At 45.5% G+C, this 25558-nt stretch carries 23 protein-coding genes and 1 pseudogene; 5 read left to right on the top strand and 19 right to left on the bottom strand.

What is annotated here, in order from left to right:
- Positions 1-38: 38 nt before the first annotated feature.
- The 16 genes and pseudogenes from NBH14_RS26450 to NBH14_RS26380 form a co-directional block, all read right to left on the bottom strand.
- On the bottom strand, positions 39-776 hold the full coding sequence (locus tag NBH14_RS26450) for a cupin domain-containing protein (protein WP_186961754.1): 738 nt from the start codon (positions 774-776) through the stop codon (positions 39-41).
- A 68-nt stretch (positions 777-844) separates the two neighbouring features.
- The gene (locus NBH14_RS26445) at positions 845-1939 is read right to left on the bottom strand and encodes a chorismate transformation FkbO/Hyg5 family protein (RefSeq protein ID WP_186961753.1); all 1095 of its coding nucleotides are present in this window, start codon (positions 1937-1939) and stop codon (positions 845-847) included.
- Between the two features lie 12 nt (positions 1940-1951).
- Positions 1952-3724, bottom strand: coding sequence for a YVTN family beta-propeller repeat-containing protein (locus NBH14_RS26440; protein ID WP_186961752.1), 1773 nt, complete (start codon positions 3722-3724; stop codon positions 1952-1954).
- 8 nt (positions 3725-3732) lie between these two features.
- Entirely contained in the window at positions 3733-4542 is an 810-nt protein-coding gene (locus NBH14_RS26435; RefSeq protein WP_007655969.1) for an IclR family transcriptional regulator, read from the bottom strand.
- 162 nt (positions 4543-4704) lie between these two features.
- Entirely contained in the window at positions 4705-5799 is a 1095-nt protein-coding gene (locus NBH14_RS26430) for an ABC transporter permease (protein ID WP_186961751.1), read from the bottom strand.
- A gap of 11 nt (positions 5800-5810) precedes the next feature.
- A complete protein-coding gene (locus NBH14_RS26425) occupies positions 5811-6926 on the bottom strand; it encodes an ABC transporter permease (protein WP_122329173.1) in 1116 nt (371 codons plus the stop codon).
- Between the two features lie 2 nt (positions 6927-6928).
- Entirely contained in the window at positions 6929-7663 is a 735-nt protein-coding gene (locus NBH14_RS26420) for an ABC transporter ATP-binding protein (RefSeq protein ID WP_082150429.1), read from the bottom strand.
- Positions 7664-7797: 134 nt separating this feature from the next.
- Positions 7798-8703, bottom strand: a complete 906-nt coding sequence (locus tag NBH14_RS26415) for an ABC transporter ATP-binding protein (protein ID WP_186961750.1) — start codon at positions 8701-8703, stop codon at positions 7798-7800.
- 24 nt (positions 8704-8727) lie between these two features.
- Entirely contained in the window at positions 8728-9630 is a 903-nt protein-coding gene (locus tag NBH14_RS26410; RefSeq protein ID WP_436277996.1) for an HlyD family secretion protein, read from the bottom strand.
- 24 nt (positions 9631-9654) lie between these two features.
- Positions 9655-10947, bottom strand: coding sequence for a TolC family protein (locus NBH14_RS26405; protein ID WP_250817895.1), 1293 nt, complete (start codon positions 10945-10947; stop codon positions 9655-9657).
- 11 nt (positions 10948-10958) lie between these two features.
- Positions 10959-11597: a TetR/AcrR family transcriptional regulator gene (locus tag NBH14_RS26400; RefSeq protein ID WP_186961747.1), complete on the bottom strand. Its 639-nt coding sequence runs from the start codon at positions 11595-11597 to the stop codon at positions 10959-10961.
- A 161-nt stretch (positions 11598-11758) separates the two neighbouring features.
- A complete protein-coding gene (locus tag NBH14_RS26395; RefSeq protein ID WP_007655951.1) occupies positions 11759-12961 on the bottom strand; it encodes an L-serine ammonia-lyase in 1203 nt (400 codons plus the stop codon).
- A gap of 27 nt (positions 12962-12988) precedes the next feature.
- Positions 12989-14122 carry an acyltransferase family protein gene (locus NBH14_RS26390; protein ID WP_186961746.1) on the bottom strand — a complete coding sequence of 378 codons (1134 nt, stop codon included), beginning with the start codon at positions 14120-14122 and terminating at the stop codon, positions 12989-12991.
- Between the two features lie 11 nt (positions 14123-14133).
- Positions 14134-15249 carry an acyltransferase family protein gene (locus NBH14_RS26385; protein WP_186961745.1) on the bottom strand — a complete coding sequence of 372 codons (1116 nt, stop codon included), beginning with the start codon at positions 15247-15249 and terminating at the stop codon, positions 14134-14136.
- A gap of 24 nt (positions 15250-15273) precedes the next feature.
- Positions 15274-15420, bottom strand: a pseudogene (locus NBH14_RS28960) (PDDEXK nuclease domain-containing protein); the annotation flags it as partial.
- A complete protein-coding gene (locus NBH14_RS26380; protein ID WP_250817893.1) occupies positions 15389-15775 on the bottom strand; it encodes a DUF1016 N-terminal domain-containing protein in 387 nt (128 codons plus the stop codon). The gene NBH14_RS26380 and the pseudogene NBH14_RS28960, both read right to left, overlap by 32 nt.
- Positions 15776-15886: 111 nt before the next feature.
- On the opposite strand from NBH14_RS26380, the gene NBH14_RS26375 reads away from it, so the two are divergent.
- The gene (locus tag NBH14_RS26375; protein WP_186961744.1) at positions 15887-17368 is read left to right on the top strand and encodes a cobyric acid synthase; all 1482 of its coding nucleotides are present in this window, start codon (positions 15887-15889) and stop codon (positions 17366-17368) included.
- Here the strand turns inward: NBH14_RS26375 and NBH14_RS26370 are convergent, their stop codons facing one another.
- Positions 17369-18094, bottom strand: a complete 726-nt coding sequence (locus NBH14_RS26370) for a tyrosine-protein phosphatase (RefSeq protein WP_186961743.1) — start codon at positions 18092-18094, stop codon at positions 17369-17371.
- Positions 18095-18256: 162 nt separating this feature from the next.
- On the opposite strand from NBH14_RS26370, the gene NBH14_RS26365 reads away from it, so the two are divergent.
- Entirely contained in the window at positions 18257-18529 is a 273-nt protein-coding gene (locus NBH14_RS26365) for a hypothetical protein (RefSeq protein WP_122329181.1), read from the top strand.
- Positions 18520-18837 (top strand): type II toxin-antitoxin system RelE/ParE family toxin, encoded by a 318-nt coding sequence (locus NBH14_RS26360; protein WP_186961742.1) that lies wholly within the window; start codon positions 18520-18522, stop codon positions 18835-18837. The genes NBH14_RS26365 and NBH14_RS26360 overlap by 10 nt, the downstream gene beginning before the upstream one ends.
- A 7-nt stretch (positions 18838-18844) precedes the next feature.
- On the opposite strand, the gene NBH14_RS26355 is transcribed toward NBH14_RS26360, so the two are convergent.
- Positions 18845-19339 (bottom strand): UpxY family transcription antiterminator, encoded by a 495-nt coding sequence (locus tag NBH14_RS26355; RefSeq protein WP_007655929.1) that lies wholly within the window; start codon positions 19337-19339, stop codon positions 18845-18847.
- Between the two features lie 83 nt (positions 19340-19422).
- On the opposite strand from NBH14_RS26355, the gene NBH14_RS26350 reads away from it, so the two are divergent.
- Both NBH14_RS26350 and NBH14_RS26345 read left to right on the top strand, forming a co-directional pair.
- On the top strand, positions 19423-20745 hold the full coding sequence (locus NBH14_RS26350) for a Gfo/Idh/MocA family protein (protein ID WP_186961741.1): 1323 nt from the start codon (positions 19423-19425) through the stop codon (positions 20743-20745).
- A gap of 105 nt (positions 20746-20850) precedes the next feature.
- Positions 20851-23010 carry a sensor histidine kinase gene (locus NBH14_RS26345; protein ID WP_186961740.1) on the top strand — a complete coding sequence of 720 codons (2160 nt, stop codon included), beginning with the start codon at positions 20851-20853 and terminating at the stop codon, positions 23008-23010.
- Between the two features lie 15 nt (positions 23011-23025).
- Here NBH14_RS26345 and NBH14_RS26340 read toward each other — a convergent pair whose 3' ends face one another.
- Positions 23026-25287 carry a Helicase associated domain protein gene (locus tag NBH14_RS26340; protein WP_186961739.1) on the bottom strand — a complete coding sequence of 754 codons (2262 nt, stop codon included), beginning with the start codon at positions 25285-25287 and terminating at the stop codon, positions 23026-23028.
- Positions 25288-25558 lie beyond the last annotated feature (271 nt).

Raw genomic sequence — 25558 nt, 5'->3', positions numbered from 1 at the left:
TCAATATTAATATAAGGTGTTAACAACTACGATTGGAGTTAGAGAGATGCCTTCGGGTTTGTGAAACGCAAACCGTCATTGTCATGATAACAAGCCCATTCGTCAACGATAGCGCCTTCCGGTCCTGCCATCATGAAGTGGAATGATTCAAGTTCTTTCAGACGCAATACATCACCGACTTTCTGAACTACGAAGTTTTTGCTCTTGATAGGTCCGTGACTTGCAGGAATTGCAGGAGCGTTCGGAGTTTCGTCACCAAGTACAGAGAAGTTATAAACCCATCCCTTTTCAACCATCCATGATTCGTGTTTTGCAGGGAATTTAGTTTTTACGTGAGCGTGTTCAGGGATCATCTGTCCCGGAAGCAGGTAGATAGCGTGAGCGAAGTATCCGTGTTCTGCATCATTGATCCAGAAAATACCACCCATACCAACGTTTTCAAAGTCACCCAGACCGAAGTCTGTAACCCACATGTCTTTAGCCATCAGTTCGGTAAAAGGAACATCATAGAACTTAAACATGTCTTTCATTGCTTCGATAGCTACTGCCTGATCGAATTTGCCGTCTTTGTAGAAATCGGCGTTTGTGTACTTCTTAGAATAAGTCATTTCTTTATTAGTTTTACAATTAGAATTTTTATCGCATTTGCATTGTTCAGTGCATCCGCCCTCTCCGTTGCAACAAGTAGCGTCACTTGTTTTGTTGCCAGTACATGCAACCATAGAACTTAATAAAAGCCCCACAGCCATTGTTTTAATACTCAATCCTTTTTTCATTTTTGTTTTAATTTATGTTAGTAATATTTGCTTTATTTCGCCAAACGGTCAACATGATCCGGCAGGAGTTACAACACTGCTATTCCCTCAATCTCAATTAATAATTCATCCCGACAAACATCAGCCCACATATATGATATGGGGATATTCAATTCATACGCATTCAAAAGCCTTTCAGCTTCCTCAAAGAAAGATTTCTCTTTCAGATAGACCCGGAGCATTTTCAGTTTCGCCTCACCGATCAGTTCAGCGATATTCTCCATCGTAATATGAAGCTGGCGCTCCAGCCCCACTCCCAGAAGACTCTCTTCACCACGGATAGCCGCAGTTCCGGAGATATAGATCACCTCACGCTCTCCAAATGTCATGCTCTTGGCACGCTCGAACTTCGGAGTCGTCTTTTTGCTGTGGGCCGGTTCCAGTACTCCTTCGGAATAAGCGTGGGCAGCCACCTGCAATTTATTGTCGATCGGTGTTGCATAACAATCCGGATTCGAGAATACGGCAGCATCCAGATCAACCAGTATGCCTCCCAGATTCGCTCCGATACCCGTTGCTGCCGGATAACCGTTTTCCCAGATTGTCATGGCATAATAATCGCTACGGGCATTATTGAATATCTGGTAATGTTGGTCTTCGCCGTCAAACTTAGTGATCTGCTCGATATAGTTCCACTGGCGGATGATGCTGTTGATCGGGAATCCTTCCTTCCTCAACAACTCCGATACCAGCTTGAACACTTCCTTCGACTGTTGCTCGATACCGAAATTAATCACATCGCCATGGAAACCTCCGGCAAACAGGAAACGGCCGCTGCCATTTACCAATACCACATACGGGAATGTCCCGATATGTTTATATGTAATATGGTCTCCTTCATCCGGCGTATATGTATGAGCCTCCAGTATCAAACCTCCGTTCAATGGCGGCTGGGATACATAACTCAACACCGGTTCATGGTTCCCATAGTATTTACGTACTTTTTCACGCAACATAACGCGGCGCGAAACATATTGTTCATTATCATCCGGCATGCCGAAAAAGGCCAGCCTGAATATTTGTTCGTTCTGCGGTAATTGGGCAAGCAGCTTATCCACCATTTCCTCAAAATCCGCTTTCTCTGTAGTGTAAATGTTATAACGTATCTTCTCGCAATAATTCATCGATCCCTCCTTTTAGAGTGAGTTTACATATTCAACCAAAGCCTCAATATCTTTCTTGGATACCTTCTTTTCAATTCCATGCTTGTGCACTTCAAAGACTTCCTCCATTGTAGCTGCACGACCATCGAACAAATAAGGAGCCGTACGCCAGACTTCTCTTAAAGTCGGAGTATCCCATCCTTTGTCAAACTCGATATCTTCACCGATACGATGCATCTTCATGTCTGTATAATAAGGTCCGCTATGACATTCACCACATTTTAGTTTTTCAAAAACTTTACGTCCTTCTTTCGCCTTATCGGACAATTCGCCGTTCACCAGCAAAGGACTCGGCACCGGACGCAATGACGTCAGATATTCATCCACGCATTTTGCATCATCTTCGGTAATATCGAAAAACTGGATGAAGTTATATCCTGCACGCACGGCAACCTCCGCAGAAGCACGGATTCCCGAAATCATATTGGGAGGAGTCACATGGCTAAACAACAAACTTTTGCAGTTCTTTGAGTTTCCTACGCCATCGTTCATCAAATCCCAGTTCATGCCATCCGTACGGGCTTCCCCCGGGTGGCAACCGTTACAACTCTGCCAGTTCTGGAAACAATGGGAAGCGTCGTTGAAATATTTTTCTCCTTTATTTATATTGCTTTCCGTACGTCCCGGATTCAATTCTGTCGACGTTACTTCACGGGTATTAATATCCATTACATTCAGAACATCGGCAAAATAAGTAGGAACAACCAGTTTTTCGTTGGTCAGCACCATCGCACGGGGGCCGTTACCCTGCAACGGAATACGTTCGCGGATACCATACAGGAAATTCAGGTCATAATCCAGCATCGCCTTATTGGGATAGGCTTCAAACTTTTCACGCAAAGCCGGATGGTCGATCACACTCACCTCGTGAGTACCGGAATGTGAAATAAAGATATGGTCGTCATTACAATCGATGCTCCAGATACCGGCCGCACCTCTTTCCGGTTCGTCAACAACAACGGCACCGACAAACTCCTGCTTTTCCGTATCGATGATACTGAAAGCACTCGTATTCATCCATCCCTGCTGCAACTGCGAAGTAGGAACGGCAAAACGTCCCAGGTTATGCGACACATATACATATTTTCCGTCGGGCGTAATACAAATGCCACGCAAAGCATTACTACCGTTTGCCAGCTGAATATCTTTCACTTTGGTAAAACCATCCATTTCAATCACGGAAACACAGGCTGCCACATAATCCAGGTCCGCACGTTGTGCCGGCAAGAAGTTTGTTACATACATATATTTACCGTCTTTGCTGAATACGGCGGACTTCGGTTCGCGAAGCACATTAACCGTGCGTAGTACTTTATGATTCACCGGATCAATTTCCGACACCGTGTTTTCGAACTGGTTACAGACATAGATTGTCTTTTTATCTGGTCCGAACATCGGATGGCAGGCACCCGACCCTGTAGGGATAGCAGCTTCCACCCTACCCGATTCCAACAATAATATCTGTAACTTCCCCGTCTTCTCAAAGGTCGTCACATAGGCCTTATCGCCATCAACCAGAATACCGGTCGGCGTTTCATCCATGGGGAAAGAACGCAGTAGTTTGCCGTCGGCTGAAAATATATCCACCCGTTTCATTCCTTTTTCAGTCAGAAGCATTTCCCCTTTATCATTCAGTTTTATATCAGTTGTAAAAAAGGGCGGATTATCAGCCGATGCAAATGAAACGCAACAACTGATAAAGCATGCCATCAATGAAGTTTTTAATATGTATTTACTCGTCCTCATGGTATTATTTATTTTTTTGTGTTTTTACTATATCCTAATTCAGCCGAAATATTCTGAGCGACCTCTTTGATGCTCGCAACCGTTGAATGGAATATTTCTTTTGTTAACCTGTCTTTGGGGCCCGATATCCAGATGGCGCCACATGGATAGCCTGTGTAGTTAAAGATAGGAGCACCAACACAGATCACACCATTCAATTCTTCTTCATTATCCATAGCATACCCCAGCTTACGGACTTTTTCCAATTCTTCCAGGTAAGCATCCCGGTTAGTAATCGTCCGCGCATTATACTTCGCAAATGTCATATACGACAAATACCGGTCGCGGACCGTGTTTGGCAGATAAGCCATAATCGCTTTTCCGGGTGCAGAACAATGTAATTCAAATGATTTTCCCGGCGATAGAACAAAGCGGAACGTATGATGTCCCTGCGCCTGCTCTATAAAAATACCTTTCTCATCTCCTAGTACACCAAAACAGGCAGTCTCCCCTACTTTATCACGTAAATCACGCAAACAAGGCAATACTGTCTCCAACAAATTATGTTCATTCAACGATCTGAAGCCCAAAGTTAGCAATTTTCGGGACAGTTTGTAGCGTTTCGTGTCTTCATTATAGTTAAGATAATCCAATCGAACCAAAGTGTTCAAAATACGATAAGCAGTAGTCTGGGAGATATCCAGCTTATTCTTAATATCTTGCAGCGTCTCACCCTGTGGACGAAGCGAAAGATATTCAAGCACCGCAATTCCTTTCTCCAAATTCGGCACCTTATAATTTTCTTCTCCTTTTTCCATATTTGGAATAACGCTTTCCATATTTGAAATATTGTTTCAGATTTGAATCAAATATAAAAGAGTCACGTTAAAAACAGGTAAGATGTTTGTAAAATATCGTTAAGTATGCTGTAAAACATTCAACCTGCAAAAACTATTATTCCCGTTTGTCCGCTTCTACGATCCAGCGTTCTTTGAGTTCCCCTATTTTTTCCTATAACTTACCACAGCCAATACATTAAATAATACAGCAAAAAGACAAACGATAATGAAATGTCCGCTCAAATCGGAAAACGAGCTACCTTTCAGATAAACCATACGCATCACTTCTATAAAATAACGTACCGGATTAAATAATGTTATAGTCTGTGCCCATTGCGGCATACTGCTGATCGGGGTAAAAAGTCCGCTCAACAAAGCAAATATAATCAGAAAAAAGAAAGCCGTGAACATCGCTTGTTGCTGGTTGGACGATATAGAAGATATTGCCAGTCCCAAACCAGTAAAAGCAATCAGATAAACTGCCGCAAACAAATAAATAATCCCCATATTGCCGACTGGCAGCAAACCGTAAATAATCCATGCCACAATGGCTCCGATCGTCAACAGGATAAAACCGATTACCCAGAAAGGAATCAGCTTCGACAGCAAGAACAATGTTTTGGGGACAGGCGTCACATTAATCTGTTCGATGGTCCCTTTCTCCTTCTCGCTGACTATATTCAGGGCCGAAAGGAAACCACCGATAATCGTCAACAAAAAGACCAGGATACCCGGCACCATATAATTCTTATAATTCAAATGCGGATTAAAAAGAGCTGTTGCCCGCACTCCACTGCTCACGACAGCAGAGGTGAAACCTTTATCCCGGTTAAAATCCTGAATAATCTGCGTGAGATAAGAACTACCCATCCCTCCTTTTGTTCCGTTCACTGCGTTCGCAGCAATCAAGACATCCGCCTTTCCTTCCCGGCCAAGTTCCTGTTCAAACTTTGCCGGGATTTCAAGTAGCAGGTCCGACTCGTTACTTTCTATCGAGGTGATCGCCTGATCATAACTGGAAGACACATCGGTCAGCCGGAAATAACCGGACGAAAGAATCTTATCGACCAGCTGCACAGACACTACGGAATGATCATGATCGATCACTCCCAGATTGATATTACGCATTTCGAAATTGGCGGCAAAAGGCAGGATAACCAACTGCATCAACGGCACCAAAAAGATGATGCGCGGTAAAAACCGGTCGCGCTTGATCTGCTTAAACTCTTTTTCAAGTAAATATCGTAATGTTTTCATAACTTCTTATCTCACAAACGAGTCTTAAAACGTTTCACACTAAGAATCACCAGGAATATGACCATAAACGACAGTATTCCTATCTCCTTCAGGATGGCTCCGGCACTTAACCCTTTTATCATTACATCTTTCACTGCGATAATATACCATTTGGCCGGCACGATATTGGAAAGCCATTGCAATATATCAGGCATGTTCTCTATGGGAAATACCATGCCGCTAAGCAAAATCACCGGCAGCATCAACACCATAGCACTAATCAGCATGGCAGCCTGTTGCGTGTCGGCTATCGTCGATATCAACAGACCGAGGCAAAGGGATACCAGGGCGTACAGGATGGAAACTGCCACCAGCAGAACCAGGCTCCCCGCAATCGGAACCTTCAGCAGGAAATAAGACAGGGCAAGGATTGTCGCCACATTCACTATACTCAATAAAAGATAGGGAATCGCTTTTGCCAGAATGATATAGACCGGCTTCATCGGCGAAACCAGCAACACTTCCATCGTACCCATCTCCTTCTCCTTCACGATGCCTACGGAGGTCATCAGGGCACATATCAGTATTAATATCAACCCCATTACCCCCGGCACAAAGTTGTAGGCACCTTTCATGGTGGGGTTGTAAAGAAGGTGAGTGACCGGCGTGATACCTGCTTGCATAAGCCGCGCTTTTTCTTCTGGCTGAAGGAGATTACCCTGTATCTCCGCTTTGGCAGAAGCAATGATAGTGGTTGCATAAGCGGTCAGCTGGGTCGCTTCGTTCGGGTCGGTAGCATCTGCCAGCAACTGGATATCCGCATCCGCCGTGGAAGCATATTGGGGCGGAAAAACAACGACCAGTTTAATCTTACCCTGTTTAAAGAGGGATTGAGCTTCCGCTTCGCTGTCTACCATTTTATACAAATCAAAATACTCGCTTGCCCCCAGATGTTCGGTGATTTTCCGGCTCACTTCATCCCGGCTCTGGTCGAACACGGCAATCGGCACACATTTTATTTCCGTCGTAATCGCATAACCGAACAGAATAATCAGGATAATCGGCATAGCCAATAAAATCAACATGGTCCGTTTGTCACGGAAAATGTGGAAGAATTCTTTACGGATAAAAGATATAAACTGTTTCATAACTATTCACCTCTTGTTGCTTTTCGCGCCAGGGCACGGAACACATCATTCATATTTTCGGCATGGAAAGACGATTTCAAAGCAGCCGGACTGTCCAGCGCTTCGATTTTTCCGTCTACCATGATAGAGACACGGTTGCAATATTCGGCTTCGTCCATATAATGGGTGGTGACAAAGACAGTGATATTGCGTTCCGCCGCTTTATAGATCAGCTCCCAAAACTGGCGACGGGTAACCGGATCGACACCACCCGTCGGCTCATCCAGAAAAACAATACGGGGTTCGTGGATGATAGCGACGGAGAAAGCCAACTTCTGCTTCCAGCCTAAAGGCAACGCATCGACCAACGTGTTCCGCTCACCCTCCAAATCCAGTACATCAAGCAGTTCGTCCGTCTTCTCCGCCAGCTTTTTCTTCGGCAGACCGTAGATACCGCCGTACAAACGGATATTTTCCCAGACTTTCAAGTCACCGTACAGAGAAAACTTCTGACTCATATAGCCGATATGGCGTTTGATCTGCTCAGTCTCCTTATATACATCAAAACCTGCCACACGGGCTTTGCCGGAAGTGGGTGTCGACAGTCCGCAAAGCATACGCATCGCCGTCGTCTTTCCGGCGCCATTGGCTCCCAGGAAACCAAAGATCTCCCCTTCTCCCACTTCAAAGCTGATATGATCTACCGCGGTAAAAGTTCCGAAGCGCTTAGTCAGACTGTCTGTTTCTATTACGTTCATTGTATATATACTTTTATCAGATAAAATTCTCATATATTATGATACTGCATTCTCATATATTATACAATTCTAATATCATAATATATGAGAATTTTCTATCATAATATATGGTATTACATTTCACTCTATCGTTTTTACAAAGCCATAAAGCAATCTTCCACACTCGGCTCGACCGGTTCAATGGCGACATCTGCATATCCTTTATCTTTCAAGAACTGCATCAGGGCATTCATCTCCTTGCCATCTTCCTTTAATGTCAGATGATGGGCATCACCAAAGGCATAACAAGAATAGGTTCCCGGAAAAGAACGAAGGTCCGTCAGCAGCCTGAACATGGATGCCGACCGGACAGTCCACAAATGCCTGCCGAAAGAAGCACGGATGCCTGCCGGCGTATCGACGGACAAGCACTGGCCGGAACGCATCAAAGCAATGCGGTCGCAACGGGAAGCCTCATCCATATAAGGAGTGGAAACCATAATCGTAATGCCCTGCCTCTTCAAACGGTCCAGCATATCCCAGAACTCCACCCGGGAAACCGGATCGACACCCGTTGTCGGTTCATCCAGAAAAAGGACTTCGGGGCGGTGAATCAAAGCGCAGCTCAATGCCAGCTTCTGTTTCATACCTCCGGACAATTTTCCTGCTTTCCGTTTTTTAAAAGGTTCTATCTGAACATAAATGTCGTGAACCAGGTCATAGTTAGCTTCTACCGTAGTATTAAACACGGTAGCAAAGAAATCCAGGTTCTCTTCGACCGTCAGGTCCTGATACAACGAGAAACGGCCGGGCATGTAACCGACCATCGTACGTATCTTTTTATAATCACGCACGACATCCAGTCCACAGACGGTAGCCGTCCCTTTATCTGCCAGCAATAAAGTCGTCAGGATACGGAACAAGGTGGTCTTCCCTGCCCCGTCGGGACCAATCAGGCCGAACAGTTCGCCGGGACGTATATCCAGGGAAATATCCTGCAAAGCCTCTACCTGCCCGTAGTTCTTACTGACCGACGCTATCTTTACTCCATTCGTCCCCATTCATTTTCAATTTTCAATTCTCAATTATTCAAACACCGTTTCCCCATACTGCCCTATCTTGAGATAACCGTCGTTCTTAACAGCAATCTTGATGGCATAGACCAGATTGGCCCGTTCGTCCTTTGTCTGGATTCCTTTGGGAGTAAACTCCGATTTATCGGATATCCAGGTAATCGTTCCCGGATATTCACGCCGGTCGTCCTCTCCATAATCGGCAAAGACACGGACTGTCTGGCCCTGTTTCAATGTCGAAAGTTGGTCGGCCGTAATATAGGCACGCAGGTAAAGCAAGTCGGTGTCGGCTATTTTATACAGAGGCTTACCGGCGGCTGTCACTTCACCCGGCTCAGCATATTTAACAAGAACGGTTCCTGCCTGGGGATTTACGATACGGCTTTTCTGTAACTGGTCGTCCAGCTGCATAATCTGGTACAGGATACCTTCGGCTTCCGCATCGGCACCGCCTGTTGTCTTGTTTAGCGTAGAATACTGCGCATCCAATTGTTTTTGGAGGTATTTGATATTGTTGACGATGTCGTCCACCTGTTTCTGGTTGCCGGCTTTTGCCTTTACCAGATTCTCCATACGTTGTTGTTCCGTACGGGCGGTAGCAATCTGTTGCTCCAGGGCGGCAATTTGCTTGCGAATATCCGGTTTACGGATATCGACAGAGCGCAGACCGGCCGAGAGTTGCATTTTCTTCAAATATAATTGAGTGCTGTCGACATATCCTATCAGGGCACCGGCATCCAGGCGGTCGCCTTCCTCTATATTCAATTCCATAATCTTTCCGTTTGCTTCGGAAGAAACGAGGATTTCCGTCGCTTCAAACGTGCCGGTAGCATCGAAGTCGCCGTCTCCCCTGTTACATGCAGCCAGGCTTAATAAAGCGGTTGCTATTAATGTATAAGAATTCAATCGTTTCATATTCTTCTTCATGATTCTTTGTGATTATTCATTATTCGTTGTATACATATAATTATAGACGGCATTCAGATGCTGGATGCGATGGGCGGCAGCGGCTTGCTTCGCCAGGTCTTCCGCATTGATTTCGCGAATAAGGTCGGTGACGGAGATAACGCCGTTTGCCAGCTTCACCTCCGCAGCATTTTTGATACTGGTACGCAGGCGAATTATTTCGTCATCCGCTTTCATCAGGTCGGAGATTTTCTGTATTTCCGTATTTTGCTGCATCAGTTCCAATGAGGTATTAAACAGGAATGTCTCACGCTGCACCTCCACCTGCTGACGTGCCGTAGTCACTTTACGGCGGTCATTCTTCAAGGTATACAGTTTGCCCATATTCCAGGAGAGGCGTACTCCCGCTATATAAAACGGATTAAAGTCATCCTCCAGCATATTCAATCCCGGACGGCCATATCCGCCCTGTACAAATGCCCCCAGACGAGGCATTAAACCACTTGTAATCTGTTTGTTTTGAACTTCCAGCAAATAGCTTTTTGCATCCAGCGCCCGCAATTCGGGACGGTTTATGTCTCCGGATAACGGATTGCCCGGTATGGAAGGGACAACCAATATCCTGTCTTTATCATAAGGCTTTCCTATCAGTGCGCTCAGCATTCTGCCGAAGGCGACACGGGAGGCTTTCAGTTCGATTTCTTTCTGACGGGCATTCAAGAGTTCCACTTCCATACTTTCGCGGTCGGACTGGTTGGCCACGCCATTATCCATCATCGCCGTTATCCGGTCGATATTAATCTGCAACTCTTTCTGGAGCAATGCGTTCTGGCAAATTAGCTCCTCCTGAAGCAGACAACCGAAATAAAGCTGGTTTACCCGGTCGTTCAATGTATAAAGGTCGCTTTCCAGCTGTTCGCGGTCGGCAACAGCCTGTGCCTTTGTTAACTGCCGGGTGGAATGAATTGTTCCGCCATCCCAGATATTCTGATTCAGTTCGGCCACCACCTGATACTGGTCTTTGCTTAATGTCGGAATCTCCAGTCCCGGAACAATCGACGAGAGTTTGTCCGCATCAAAAGGTAGTTTAGTCACATCACTCTGATAGGTTGCCTTTGCATTCACCGTCAGTTGGGGCAACCAGCCTTTTCCGGCATTCGAGAGATTGTATTGCTCCGTCTGCCCGATCAAACCGAACTGCCGTATCTGGGGATAATTGGCACGGGTCCATTCATAACATTGTGTCAATGTTATCTGCTCCTGCCCTTTTACGGTACCCGACAACAAGGGGAAGCATAAGAATAAAATTACACAAATCCGTTTCATAGGGGTATTTATTAATTCGATGTATTATCGTCCGGTGTCAGCAACCGGATCATTATATCAATAACGAAGGGAATCCGTTCCCGCAGAAATTCTTCATATTTCTCTGCATCGCCTCCCATAAAAACAGCCGTAAACGGGTTACGCACCAGCATGGGGAAAACCAGCAGGCTTATCAAGGTAGTCGCCACATAATATACCGGCAGCTTCTTCAATACACCTCTCTCCATCTCATCCTCCATCTGTTTACGCATTCGGATGATTGGTTCAACCCGTGCGGGATTCTTCAGTATGGAATGATAGATATGCTCCGGATCACGCTGTAGTTCATTTATAACAAAAACAGGGAACAAAGGATTCCTCTGCAACGTTCTTACATATTGGTCGATAATCTTCGGCAGCTTCTCCAGGAAAGAGGTATTCTCTTCCATAATCGCTCCCAGGTTCGGAAGCAAGGCATCTATCAACTGGTCGAAGATCGCATCGAACAACATTTCTTTCGTACGATAATAATAATGTAAGGCCGTACGCCCGATGCCTGCTTCGGCAGCCACGTCGCCCATCTTGGTCGCTTCATATCCTTTCCTGACAAAGACCTGTTTGGCCGCTTCCAGGATTCGGTTCTCCATTGTGATTACTTCTTCTGTACTCATTGTATATCTTGTTTTATCACATTTGTCATCATTGACTGTCAAATATGTCTGACACTTTTGTTTGACAGATGTGTCAAAAGTAATATAAAAAAATAAGGATGCAACTACTGCACCCTTATTTTAATATCTTTTATACGATGAGGAGAATATTCTTTTTAATCTTATTCCCCGTATTTCTTAGCCAGACCGCCTTCGGAAGTTTCTTTGTATAAACTCGGCAGGTCATTACCCGTCTGTCGCATCACCTCTACCACCTGGTCGAAGCTCACACGATGTTTGCCGTCCGAAAAGTTCGAGAAAGTATTTGCATCCAGTGCACGCGCTGCGGCAAAAGCATTACGTTCGATACAAGGTATCTGAACCAAACCGCAAACCGGATCGCAAGTCAACCCCAGGTGATGTTCCAACCCCATCTCGGCAGCATACTCGATCTGAGCAGGCGTTCCACCAAACAACTGACTGGCAGCACCGGCAGCCATCGCACAGGCAACCCCTACTTCTCCCTGGCAGCCTACCTCCGCTCCGGAAACCGACGCATTGGTACGTACCACATTCCCGAACAATCCGGCCGTAGCCAATGCACGCAGGATACGGGAATCACGGAACTCACGGGTATCCTTCAGATGATACAACACCGCCGGCATCACCCCACAGGAACCACAGGTCGGAGCCGTCACAATCTTACCACCGCAGGCATTCTCTTCGGATACAGCCAACGCAAAAGCGTAAACCATACCACGACTTTTAATACTGCTGCCATATCCTTTGGCACGAATCAGATAGTCGGATGCTTTCCGGCGTATACCCAAGCCGCCTGGCAAGATACCTTCTGCTTCCAGGCCGCTCTGCACCGCCTTTTGCATCACGTCCCATACTTCCGCCAGGTAATCCCAGATTTCCGGTCCTTCGCATTGCTCCACATATTCCCAATAGGAATGTCCGGTCTTTTCGCACCAGGCTTGTATATCTTTAATCGTGCTCATCTCATAGACCTGTGCCGTTTTAAGTTCGTTAAAACTTTCGTTGGCAAGCGTACCGCCGCCAATACTGTACACAGTCCACGATTCCAGCTCTTCGTCATTCTCATTGAACGATTCGAACAACATTCCGTTCGGGTGGAACGGAAGAAATATCTTGGGTTCCCAGGTTATAGTCGTTTTAGCAACCGGCTGCAACACTTCCAGGATGGCAGCATCCGTCATGTGGCCTTTCCCGGTAGCAGCCAGACTACCATATAAAGTCACATTAAACCGCACGGCACCTCTGTTACGTTCCACGAACATCTGGGCAGCACGCATCGGCCCCATCGTGTGGCTACTCGACGGACCATGTCCGATCCGGTATATCTGCTTGATTGATTCCATTTCTCTTTCTCTCTAATTTTGTGTTTTCTATACTTTAAGAAATATATTACGTTTATAAAGCTGCCACAAAATTACATAAATAACCAATACGTTTGACAAGCTTATCAAAAAGGAATAATAATTACCCAGATATTGCTCCAGCCCATAAAACAAAGACTGTCCCAGGCAACTGAAATTGATGACGTTCGCCAGCATATAGGCTACAATCGAGTTCATCCCGTACACTTTCAGCCAGGTTATATTCTTATTGTATCCTTTATAATCTATCAGATAATAAAACAATCCCATCAACAGGAAGCAATATCCGCTACTCACCAGCACCATGGAACTGGTCCATATCGTCTTGATAACCGGCATCTGCAATCCCCAAAGCCATCCGGCAGCCACCATAGCAGCACCTGCTCCGAAATACCATTTCAGTTTATGGATATCACTGGTCTTATCCTTGGCAATATAGCCGGCAAACAAACCGGTCAACACCGTCACGCCAAAGTTCAGGGTACTCAAAATCCATGTATAATGATACCAAGACGCAAAAACGACTTCACCATCCACCACTTTCGCCCCATCACGAAAACGTCCTAGTACCGCCCGATCTATCCATTCCGCCAAGTTTCCTTCAGGTGTGTAATTACCACCTCCATAACTGCCGACCGTAATAAACTGCATCGCCGCCCAGTAAACAAGCAACAAAGCCACCGCCACACCGATCTGCGTCCTCCGGCTGGTATAAAGGAACAACACAGCCGTAATCAAATAACCGGCGGCAATCGACTGCAACGTATTCGAATATAAATAAATACGATCCGGATTAAGTCCCAGCAGATTTCCCTGGCACATCATACCGAATATCCACAACAACAAGATACGTTTTCCCAAGCGCCGGAAAAGAGATTTTTTGTCGGAAACACCTTTAAAACGTGACAAAGCAAACGGCATCGAAGCCCCCGACATAAAAAGGAACAACGGCATAATCAAATCCCAGGGAGAAAAACCCACCCATTGTACATGATCAAAAGCCCACATACAATCATTCAGCCATCCCACATCCGCAGCCCGTGCCAATGAATGTGCCAACGGTCCTAAAGCAACCAGAAAGAAAAGATCGAATCCTCGTAAAGCATCAAGCGACTCCAGCCGCTTGTAAGTAGTTTTTTCCATTTGTTATTATTTTAGACTTTTAAGAAAATACGTTGACGATACAAGAAATATAAGAATCCCCAGCACACAGCGATATAAGCAATCGCCCCCAGCAATGGTTGGGCTGTTTCCGGGAATAACCCGATGAAACCTCCAAAAATGGCATTTGCCGTAAAGGTAAAATTAATGAACACCTGTGCCAAGTAAATAGTGATCGAGTTCGTACCTATGACTGTAAAGAAAAGAGTCCATCCCCTACACTCCTTCACATCGACAATATAATAAAAGACGGCAAACAGTATCGCCGAGATACCACCGACCGTACAAACAAACGAGCTTGTCCACAAATATTTATTAATCGGGAAAAACAATCCCCACAACAGACCAATCACTAACAGGCAACCGCCAACAGCCAGCATATAAACAACCTTTTTCGTCTCCGTCAGTCCCTCTCTCCGCTGTTTGACAAACTCACCGGTGAACATTCCCAGCAAAGCGGTTCCGATGGCCGGCAAAGTAGATAAAATCCCTTCCGGATCATAATTGCCTCCATGCAAACGCCCCGGCAATAACAGACGGTCGATATAGCAAGCCAGATTCCCTTCACGGGTAAACAACTCCGCCCCGTTCCCGTCGGGTGCCGGAATAAATAACAGCAACCAGTAACCTATCAGGATGGCAGCAACGATCCATACCCGTGTGATCGTCCGCGTATTGACAAAAATCAGCGCACCGAACATCCATCCCAGACCGATACGCGCCAGTACGCTGGCATAACGCTGTGTCTCAAAATTCAGATTCAGCAACCCGTTATAAACAAACCCTAATACAACCAGTGTAATTCCCCGGCGAATAATCTTTTTATAAATAGCCGCTTCCGACATTCCCCGCTCCCGCTGCTTTTCCAATGAAAAAGGAAAAGAGATACCGGCAATAAACAAAAACAAGGGGAAAATAATATCTTCAAACGTAAACCCCGCCCCCCATTTGGCATGGCTCATTTGGGCAGCTATCGACTCAAAAAAAGGCGTCGGGACCAACGTCGCCAACGCAACAAAAAGGGACCCTCCCCCCATAATAAAGAACATATCAAATCCCCGCAATGCATCCAACGACAACAGCCGCTGGCTTTGTTTCTGTTTTTCCATGGTATTCAATTTAAAATCTTATAATTATTTATTTTCTTCTCTTAATGAAGCTTCTATCTCCTCTATTGAAGGTAATTGACTCTTAAAGTCGTCAGGTATCAATGTAGACAGCTGATATTCTGAAATGCCGATCGGTTGGCTACTCCCTTCCAAAGCATATTGAGCCATGATGCCCCCATGGTATTGAAAAAAAAATATCCCCCAAATCGTCCACAAGTTGTGGACGATTTACATTGTCCTGATTATAAAACATATACCAGCGACGTACATATTTCAGATTGGTTGCCGAAAAGCCTTTCATATTAGGAAACTCCGACAATAATTCACGACTAAGGGTATGAAAGAATGCACTTCCATAAGTTGCAGACTCATAACGCAAAGTTATTTCACCTCCCAAACTCCAGTAAAGATGTAATAATTCGCTGTTTACCTTTACTGCCGCCTTGATCTGTGCCTGTCTGATTTGTACTTTCAAATCCTGTACCCATCGTTTAAAGTCAGAATCTATAACAATATTATTTTCCATGTATCTGATTAACCTGTCGTACGCAAATTTATACAATATACTCGGCATTTCGATTATTTTATTCAAATAAAAAGTATTTCACATAACTTTTTCACTAGTTTTGCAGCCATTATGAAACAGCATTTGAAACCGATCATGTTCGTTGGCACTTGTTCCGATGCAGGAAAGAGTGTGATTAACGCAGCCTTCTGCCGTATCTTTAAGCAAGACGGATACCAACCTGCCCCTTTCAAGGCGCAGAATATGTCGTTGAACTCCTTCTCCACCCCCGAAGGTGGCGAGATGGGACGCGCCCAGGTAGTACAGGCCGAAGCATGCGGTATCGCTCCGCATACGGATATGAACCCGGTATTACTGAAACCGACTAACGACAAGAGTTCGCAGGTCGTACTGAACGGTAAACCGGTCGGCAACATGTCCGCCAAAGACTATTTCGGCGTACAAAACCAGAAGGAAGCACTTTTCAGAGAGGCTATCGAAGCCTTCAACCGCCTGGAATCCCGCTATAACCCAATCGTACTGGAAGGCGCCGGAAGCATCTCCGAACTAAACCTGCGCGACCGCGATATCACCAACATGCGGATGGCGATACAGGCAAACGCCTCCACCTACCTGGTTGCCGATATCGACCGGGGCGGTGTATTCGGCTCGGTTTACGGTACTATCGCACTGCTCAAACCAGAAGAACGGGCACAGATGAAAGGAGTCATCATCAATAAATTCCGCGGAGACGCATCGCTGTTTGAAGAAGGACGGACGATACTGAAAGAATTGACCGGCCTCCCCGTTGTAGGCGTTATCCCCTGGTTCCGTGACATCAAGATAGAGGAAGAAGACTCCGTCGCCCTGGATATGAAGACAAATACCTGGCAGGACGGCAAGATCAATGTCGCCATCATCCTGCTGAAACGTATGTCGAACTTTACCGACTTCGATGTCCTGGATATGGACCCGCGCTTCAATCCTTATTATACCAGCAACATCGACGAGATAGAAAAAGCGGACATCATCCTGCTGCCCGGCTCAAAGAACACGCTGGCCGACCTGCAAAGCATTCGTGCCAACGGCATAGCAGACACTATCGTCCGCGCCCATAAGAGAGGGAAAAAAGTAATCGGTATCTGCGGCGGTTACCAGATGATGGGTGCCCGTCTGGAAGATCCGGAAGGAATAGAAGGAAACCTGCCTGCCGTTCCGGGATTGGGACTACTCCCCCAATGCACTGTTATCGAACAGGAGAAAGTCACCAAACAAAGCCGTTTCACTTTCCACAACGGCTCCCCGATGATCTGCAAAGGATACGAGATACATATGGGACAAACCTCTTTACTCGGCAACGCGCCCGAAAGTCCGGTTGCCCTGCTGGAAGACGGAAGGAAAGACGGCTACTACCTGAACGACCACTGTTGGGGAAGCTATATGCATGGCATTCTCGATAATCCCGAAGTGCTCGACAATCTGGCTGAGGGTTTCAACAAAGAGACCGACGATGCCCCGTTCGATTACGCAGCATTCAAAGAAGAACAGTATGACAAACTGGCCGACCTGGTAAGAAAACATGTGGATATGGAGTATATTTACAGTACGCTGTAATCATCCCCACAACTCCCCGTTCGCCCGGATCAACAGTTTTACAGCCTCAAACTGATCATTTTTCAGAGAAAAAGATTCATAGGCTCTGCAATAGTTCAGTGAATGTATATCTGTTCCGGTATAATCATAACAACCGTTTTTCAGTAATGAACCGGCTGTTTTTCGGGGAAGCGTTCCGTAAAAGCCTGCCAGGGAAAACAAATTAAGCTGAAATTTGCATCCGTGCTCTTTCAGCTTCATCAAATCTTCCATCTTCCAGAAACCATAGCGTTCCGGATGGGCAAAAACCGGTACAAAACCATTCAATTGGATATCGTACAATTTCTCAAACAGATCACCGGGAGCCTGCAAGCAGGAAACCTCTACCAATACATGTTTCCCGTCATACGACAACAACCCTTCTTCCATCCGCTCATAGAAACATTCATCCAGCATATATTCGGCTGCCAGATGAAGGTCTATATGTATATGTGCACAGTCTTCCCGAAATGTTTCAAACCGGTCCCGAAGAAAATCTTTCCGGTTCTTAGCCAAATCAGCCATTATATGCGGTGTCAGGAAAATACGTTCCACTCCCTGCCCTTCCAGAAAAGCCAACATGGCAAGACTGTCTTTCTCTGACGAAAATCCGTCATCCACCCCGGGCAGCAGATGGGTATGTACATCAGTCATTCCCGGCCACAAAAGTTTTTTCCGGGTAAATAGATTTGAAAGAAATGTGCTCATAATATACTTATATTGAAAAACAACCTGTCAAAGATAATACAAAAACTAATTACCTTCAGATATACAAGAAACAAAAAAACAATTACTACCTTTGTGATTACTATTCATATTAATATACAATTGAATAGAACAAAATAGTACAAACCTTAAAAGAAAGATAAGATGGATGCAAATGTAAGATTGGATGCAGATAAGATAGAATTAGCGAAAGCAATCCTTTCTATCACCAGCAAAGAGGTCTTGGAAAAAGTAAAGAGCCGGTTGACAGACATTCTGGACTTTCAGGAAAAGGATGAGAAACTTGCTCCATACACCTTGGAAGAACTTTACGCCCGCATCGATCACTCCATAGCCGAATTAGATGCAGGGAAAGGCCTCCCCAGCAGTGAAGTATTTCATAAAATGGAACAAAAATATCCCTGGCTATGCAAGTAATATGGTCTCCTGACGCTGAAAAAGAACTCGATCATATTGTAGAATATTGCCTGATTACTTTTGGAAAACGAACAGCAACCAAAGTCTATCAACAAATTAAACATTACGATGAACTTCTAGCCCAAAACCCTTTGATGGGAAAACATGAAACATTATTAGAAAAATATCCACAAGGCTTCCGCAGCTTTGTGGAACATAATCATTACAAGCTCATTTATTATATCGACAAACAAAAGAATATAATTAGAATTGTCGACATTTGGGATACGCGCCGCAATCCGGAAAGCCTTGTTGAAAGATTGAAGTAATCTTCAATCATTTCAACCGGTTCACCCGCGCCACATCATCCATTTTCACACAAACGGTTGCTCCCAGTTGCTCCAGGTAAAGCAGCAAATGATTCTTCTTTATCTTCTTTACCTTGCCGGATACATGCTTCATGGCTCCGGTAAGAATTTCCACTTCTTCACCCGCACAAAGTTCATGCTCGGCTGCCTGGCCCAGGAAATCCTCGATAGCGTCTATCTCCTTCTGGCGGACAATAGCCGGTTTACCATTATAAAAGACGATACGGATAACGCCATATACCTGAAGCAGGTCACGCAACACCGTATCCGGACAGCGCACAAATATATAAGAACTGAATAACGGGACTTCAACTATTTTCACACGATCGGACCACACACGCGGAGTCCGGTGTAAAGGTAAAAAGCATTCAACTCCTAAAGCTGCAATACGTTCTTTTACCTGTTTTTCTGCCCGCGGGGCAGTATATAATACATTCCAATTGGTATTTAAAGGGGGTATCATTATCTTTTTTTTGTTTCGGGCACAAATATAGGACTATTTTTCGTATTATTGCAAAACTGTTTGCGAACACAAATTTAAATACCATGAATAGAAGAAGTTTTTTGCAAAAATCAGCCATTTCGGCTGCAGGACTTGGTTTGTCACCCCTGTTTGGAGGTGCTTATCAGTCAGTTTACGGACAAACGGCAGCGAGCAATAAAGTGAAAGTTGCCCTGATCGGATGCCGCAGTATGGGTTTCTCCAACCTGAGTAAGTTCCTGGAATATCCGGAAGTGGAATGTGTCGCCCTCTGCGATATTGACGACGAATGGCTGAACAAGCGGGCCGCCGATGTAGAAAAAAAGACCGGAAAAAAAGTTCCTCACCTGTATAAGGACTGGCGCCACGTCATCGACAACAAGGATATCGACGCTGTCATTATCGGTACCCCCGACCACTGGCACTGCCTGCCGACTATCTTTGCCTGCCAGGCTGGCAAAGACGTATATGTCGAAAAACCGCTTTCCAACACCATCGAAGAATGCAACCTGATGGAAAAGGCTGCCCGTAAATATAACCGGGTCGTACAGGTAGGCCAATGGCAACGCAGCGATCCGCATTGGGACGAGGCCGCCAATTATCTGAAAGCCGGAAATATCGGCCGTATCCGTACCGTGAAAGTCTGGGCTTACCAGGACGGCAAACCGACCCTGCCTGTTGTTGCCGACAGCCCCGTCCCCGCCGGAGTGGATTACGACATGTGGCTCGGTCCGGCTCCGAAACGTCCGTTCAATATCTACCGTTTCCATTATAACTTCCGTTTCTTCTGGGATTATGCCGGCGGCCTGATGTCCGACTGGGGCGTACACCTGCTGGATTATGCGCTCGAAGGCATGGGAGCCGACCTGCCCAGCCGCGTATTCTCCGGAGGTGGCAAGTTCGCCTATCCCGATGATGCGATGGAGACGCCCGATACATTGATGGCTACATACGCCTACAAAGATTTCAATATCATCTGGGATCATGCTTGCGGTATCAACCACGGTCCGTTCGACAAAAAAGAAGGTTTGGCCTTCTTCGGTGAAAACGGCACACTGGTACTCACCCGCGCCGGCTGGGAAGTCATCCCTGTCGTTGCCGGAAAAGAGGCACGCATGGAAGCTGTCCCCTTCAAAAAGGGAGAAGGCAAAGGCCTGTACAACCATGTCGGAAATTTCCTGAGTTGCATCAAAAGCCGCGAATTGTCCAAAGCAGATATCGCCATCGGCGCACGTGTAGCCAAGATGTCGCATCTGGCAAACATCTCCTGCCGCCTGCAACGGGAAGTGCGTTGGGACGATGCCAACAGCATGTTCATCGGTGATAATGAGGCAACAGCATTATCAAAGGCTTACTACCGCGCTCCGTGGGAATTACCCAAATTGTAAACGTAAAAATATAATTAGCAGGAAAACGCTAAACATCTTTTGATAATCAATTATTATATGTACTTTTGTTCCAGATACACGAACATATAAACTTGATATACCTAAATGAGCAGCGTTTATGCTAATTATTCGAGAGAAGACCTGATCCGTGAAATAGAAATACTGAAGGCACAAGGCACCTCTGTTAATGATGAAGAAACATACCAAAGTCGTTTTCTGAACAATGCTGTCGCATTAAGGAAAACATTCTCGGATGTTTTATCATTGTTAATAACTCCAAGCCAAAAGGATATTATTGATCAGTCTCTACTGACCATATTGAGATTTTTTAATGTAGACAGGGTATACATCGGAAATTTCGATAATGACAAACCGACTTTCGACTTCACGCATGAAGTAACCAGCCAAGGTACTATCTCCATGCGTGAAGATCTTTTAGTGGGGTTGCCCAAAGCTGATTATGCCTGGTGGATAAAAACGATCAAGGAAGGAAAAGATATCATTATCAGAGACACTGATAATATGCCGGAAGAGGCCGCTGCCGAACAACAGATACTAAAAGTTCAGGAAATCGTCTCCCTGCTCGTTATACCTATCTATTACCGAGGATACGCCAATGGTTTCATCGGACTCGATTGTGTAAAAAAACACAGGGACTGGGATGCTTTGGATGTCGAAAACCTACGGATGCTCACCGATATTATCTCCATTGCCATCGAACGCGAACTGGCGCATGGTATGGTTGAACATTCGATGAAACAAACATTGAAGAGCGAAGCCAAGTTCCAGATCATTTTCGACAAACTTCCCTGGGGTGTCGAATTATACGACGAAAACGGGTATCTGCTGGACATCAATAATGCCGACCTGGATATTTTCGGAGTGACACGCGAACAGGTAATCGGCCTCAATGCGTTCGAAAACCCCAATATACCGGAATGGGTCAGCGAAAAGCTGAAAAAAGGGGAAGATGCGGCTTTTCTCCTGGATTATAATTTCAACAAAGCAGCTGAAAAAGGTTATTATACAAGTAAACTAGCCGATGAAGTTAAACATTTAAGGGTAAAAGGCGTTGTGCTGAAAGACCGGCAGGACGTGATACTCGGATTCTTTTATATAGTCTTCGACGATACCGAAAGTTATCATAAAGCAGAAGAGATACAATACAGCCTGGCTAAACTGAAAGCAGCTGTCGACACAGGCGAATCCATTATCTGGGAATATGATGTGGCAACAGATAAGTTAAGTGCGGATTTCAGCCTGAACGATCTGATCGAGGAAAGTTCCTTCCTGACCTATCTGAAAGAAGACAGATTCAGTTCCGTACGTGATTTTATAGAAACATTGCATCCGGATGACCGCCACAGGGTTTACAACAAACAATTCAAACGGCTTGTCGACGGAGAAATCGGCAAATATGTATCCGTATACCGCCGTGTATTCGACGGCAAGGTTTACTGGCTCAATTCAAATGTCCGCGCTTATAAATATTCAGAGGACGGGAAACCCAGCAAAATAGTAAGCTACACCTCCAACATCACCGAACAACGTGAGAAAGAGCTGGAACTAATGAAAGTCAAAGAAGCGGACAAACTCAAATCGGCATTCCTGGCAAACATGAGCCATGAGATACGTACTCCGTTGAATGCGATCGTCGGATTCTCGGATCTGGTAGCCGAAACAGACGATCCCGAAGAACGGCAGACTTACCTCGACATTATCCATACAAACAACGATCTGCTGCTTAACTTGATCGGCGACATTCTGGACTTCTCAAAAATAGAAGCGGGTATGTTGAAGTATAACATTGAAGATACCAACATCAAGGAGTTGTGCATGGAAGTCTATCTGTCCGGATCGCTGAAGATAAAACCGGGAGTAAAATTACTCTTCGATAAAAACTCACCGACCGTAATCCTCAGGACAGACCCGCAACGTATCCTACAGGTAATAGCCAATTTCGTCAACAATGCGATCAAATTCACAAGCGAAGGGAGCATTACAATCTTTTATGAGACGAAAGAAAATGAAGTGAAAGTCTGTGTGCGAGACACTGGAATCGGCATTTCGGAAGAAAACAGGGCCCGTGTTTTTGAACGTTTCATCAAGATCAATGACTTCCACCAGGGCACCGGCCTGGGATTGACGATCAGTAAAACGATCATCGAATATCTGGGAGGTACCATCGGAGTAGATTCTGTTCAGGGTAAAGGTTCTACGTTCTGGTTTACGTTGCCTTTGGATTATAAAGGGATTAGTTCGTAATAACTAAAAAATAGATCATTTTAAACTCCAGGGGAAACCGATCCGTTCAAGCAATTCCCTGCGTTCAGGAGAAAGTTCGCCTTTCTTCATACTTCTGCGTTGCACGAAGCACCAACTGCCCAGCTTGTTTTCACGGGCGGTTGGCCAGCGTTGATTCTCTATATAGAAACGTTTCAGCATCTCATAATTCTCCTGCCATTTTTCATCGACTGTCCAGATAAAACCTTCGGCATCCATTTGTCTGATGCGAACAAGCGATAGCACTCCCTGTTTACGGGATCTTCGTTGCGTATTACACCACGCTCCCAACCTACCCTCCTGGCTTTTGGGCCAGTGCTCATGTTTTCTGTAGTAAACAAGCACCTGCTGCCAGTTCTCCGTCCAGAGCGAATCCAGATCCTGCTCCCATCTGAATCCGATCGAATCGAGCAACCGGGTCCTTTCTTCAGATAAAAGTCCTTTTTTCCATGCCTGCCGTTGGGTATTGCACCAGGTATTCAGTTTGTTTTCACCGCGTTTGGGACAACGGTGTTCTACGGCCATAAAAACCTTTAACTCTTCATAGTACTGCATCCAGCGGCTGTCCTGCACCTCCCATTCGAAACCGATCCGGTCCAACTGCAAGATATAATCTTCCGATAACGTCCCTTTCTTCCGGGCAATCCGTTGGGTGTTACACCAGTTTCCCAGTTTCCCTTCGGCTGCCTGCGGCCAGCGTCCCTCACGCTCCTTATATTCAATCAAACGTTCATACATCACAGGCCATGCATCCAACTCCGCCAGCATATCATCCACACGGGCACGGATATCAGACAGGAATCCCGTTACCTCAAACTCCATAAAGCCTTTAAAGCTCTTTGGGGCACGGATCGCCGGATGATAAACCAACTCCCTTGACATAGCCTCATAAACAGAACGCCCCGAAAGGTTATTGACAAAATCAAGTACTACCGGATGCCGGTCCGAACCCGCTTTCAGGCAACGGCCCAACTGTTGCAAGGCAACCACATACGACTCCGTCCGACGCAGGAACATGGCGGCATCCACTCCTTCCACATGCAATCCTTCGATCAACATATTTATAGAGAAAAGGACATGCAGTTTTCCTGTTTCCTTACGGAAACGACGCAACGTCTTCTCATTCTCCCGGTTACTAAGTCCGTTATGGATCTCGAATGTTTCCGTTTCAAAGCCAGCCTGCCCGAGCCAGTTCGATACTTCGGGAATCATATGCTGAAGATCTTCCTTGTCTTTACAGAAGACAAGCATTTTCTTTACCTCTTTCGGAAGATAACGCCGGATCAGTTCCGATGCACTCAACGAGCCGCGAAAGTCGAGACGGGCAAAGTCTATCTTGTCTTGAATATGCTTGCGCCTTTCTAAAGTACAGTCACTCCTGTTCAGCATACGCTGTACCTTATCCAGTTGGTTATTCAGATCGAATACACTCTGCACCAAGACAGGAACAGGCAGTATCTTATAATACCAGGCCATAGACAAAGACAGTTCATGGAACAGGTTTCCCTTGAAATAGACCTCTACCGTATCAAGCATCTCTTCAGGACGTATCGGAGTTGCCGACATTCCCAGTACACAGGCTTCCGGATTGTTATCTATTACTTCCTGTACGGCTTTTCCCCATACCTCGGCTCCGAAATGATGGAATTCGTCGATAATAATATGATCTGCTTTAAGCTCACCGACTGCTCCGCGATTCAGAACTAATGCCTGGAAAGTCCGGTAGGCAACATGCGGCATTGTCCTGCCGATTGCTTTTTTGATCTCGGCAATGATCGTAACGTTGGGAGCGATAACCACTATATCGTCTTCCGAATGATTGACGATATAGCGGGCAATCAGATAGGATTTCCCGGTTCCGGTCGCCTGTACAACCGCTCCGATCCTGTTTGTTTTGAATCCTTCCTCAATAGCCCGGTAAGCTGCTTCATTATGCGAAAAGAGTTCAATATGCTTTCCCGTCTCCAGACTTCTCAGATAGCTTTCATCCGAAACAGTCAGTCCATGCAGTTCAAAGGAAAGTGCCTCCGGCAGATAGCCTCCGTGAGCCAAGATACGGAACTGGTTGCAGCTGCACATTTCTCCGATTCGCTGCATTTCAGTATACAGCCTGTCCACTTCCGGCAAACCGACAGGTTCCTTATTCCATACCTCTTTCACAATGAAAGTAACGGAATCCTCCCTGAATCCTACCAGCAGACAACCGGATTCTTCAGTGACAAAATAATGATAAGAATGATAAAGATCGCAGAGTGACATTGAGAAAATATGTCAATACTAGAAATAATTGAACTATCCAACTGTCAAAGTGACTCATCTGTTACAGGTTCATTTGCCGTCTGCTTTAGCTGACGGTTTACAAGTTGTTTCTTTTTTGGCTTTAGCCACATTTTTCTCAGATAGAGAACTTTAAGAAATGGGACTAAAGTCCAAAGAGATAGATTCTTTACTAGTCCGTCAGCTAAAGCAGACGGCAAATAGACCTGTAATAGTCAAGTGAGGTTGATGACAGGATAGTTCACATCTGATA

Origin of the sequence: Parabacteroides caecihominis (genome assembly GCF_023656785.1) — a bacterium.
Lineage (GTDB): Bacteria > Bacteroidota > Bacteroidia > Bacteroidales > Tannerellaceae > Parabacteroides > Parabacteroides segnis.
Note: the sequence above shows the minus strand (reverse complement) of the source record. Positions and strands in the feature narration are given on the sequence as shown.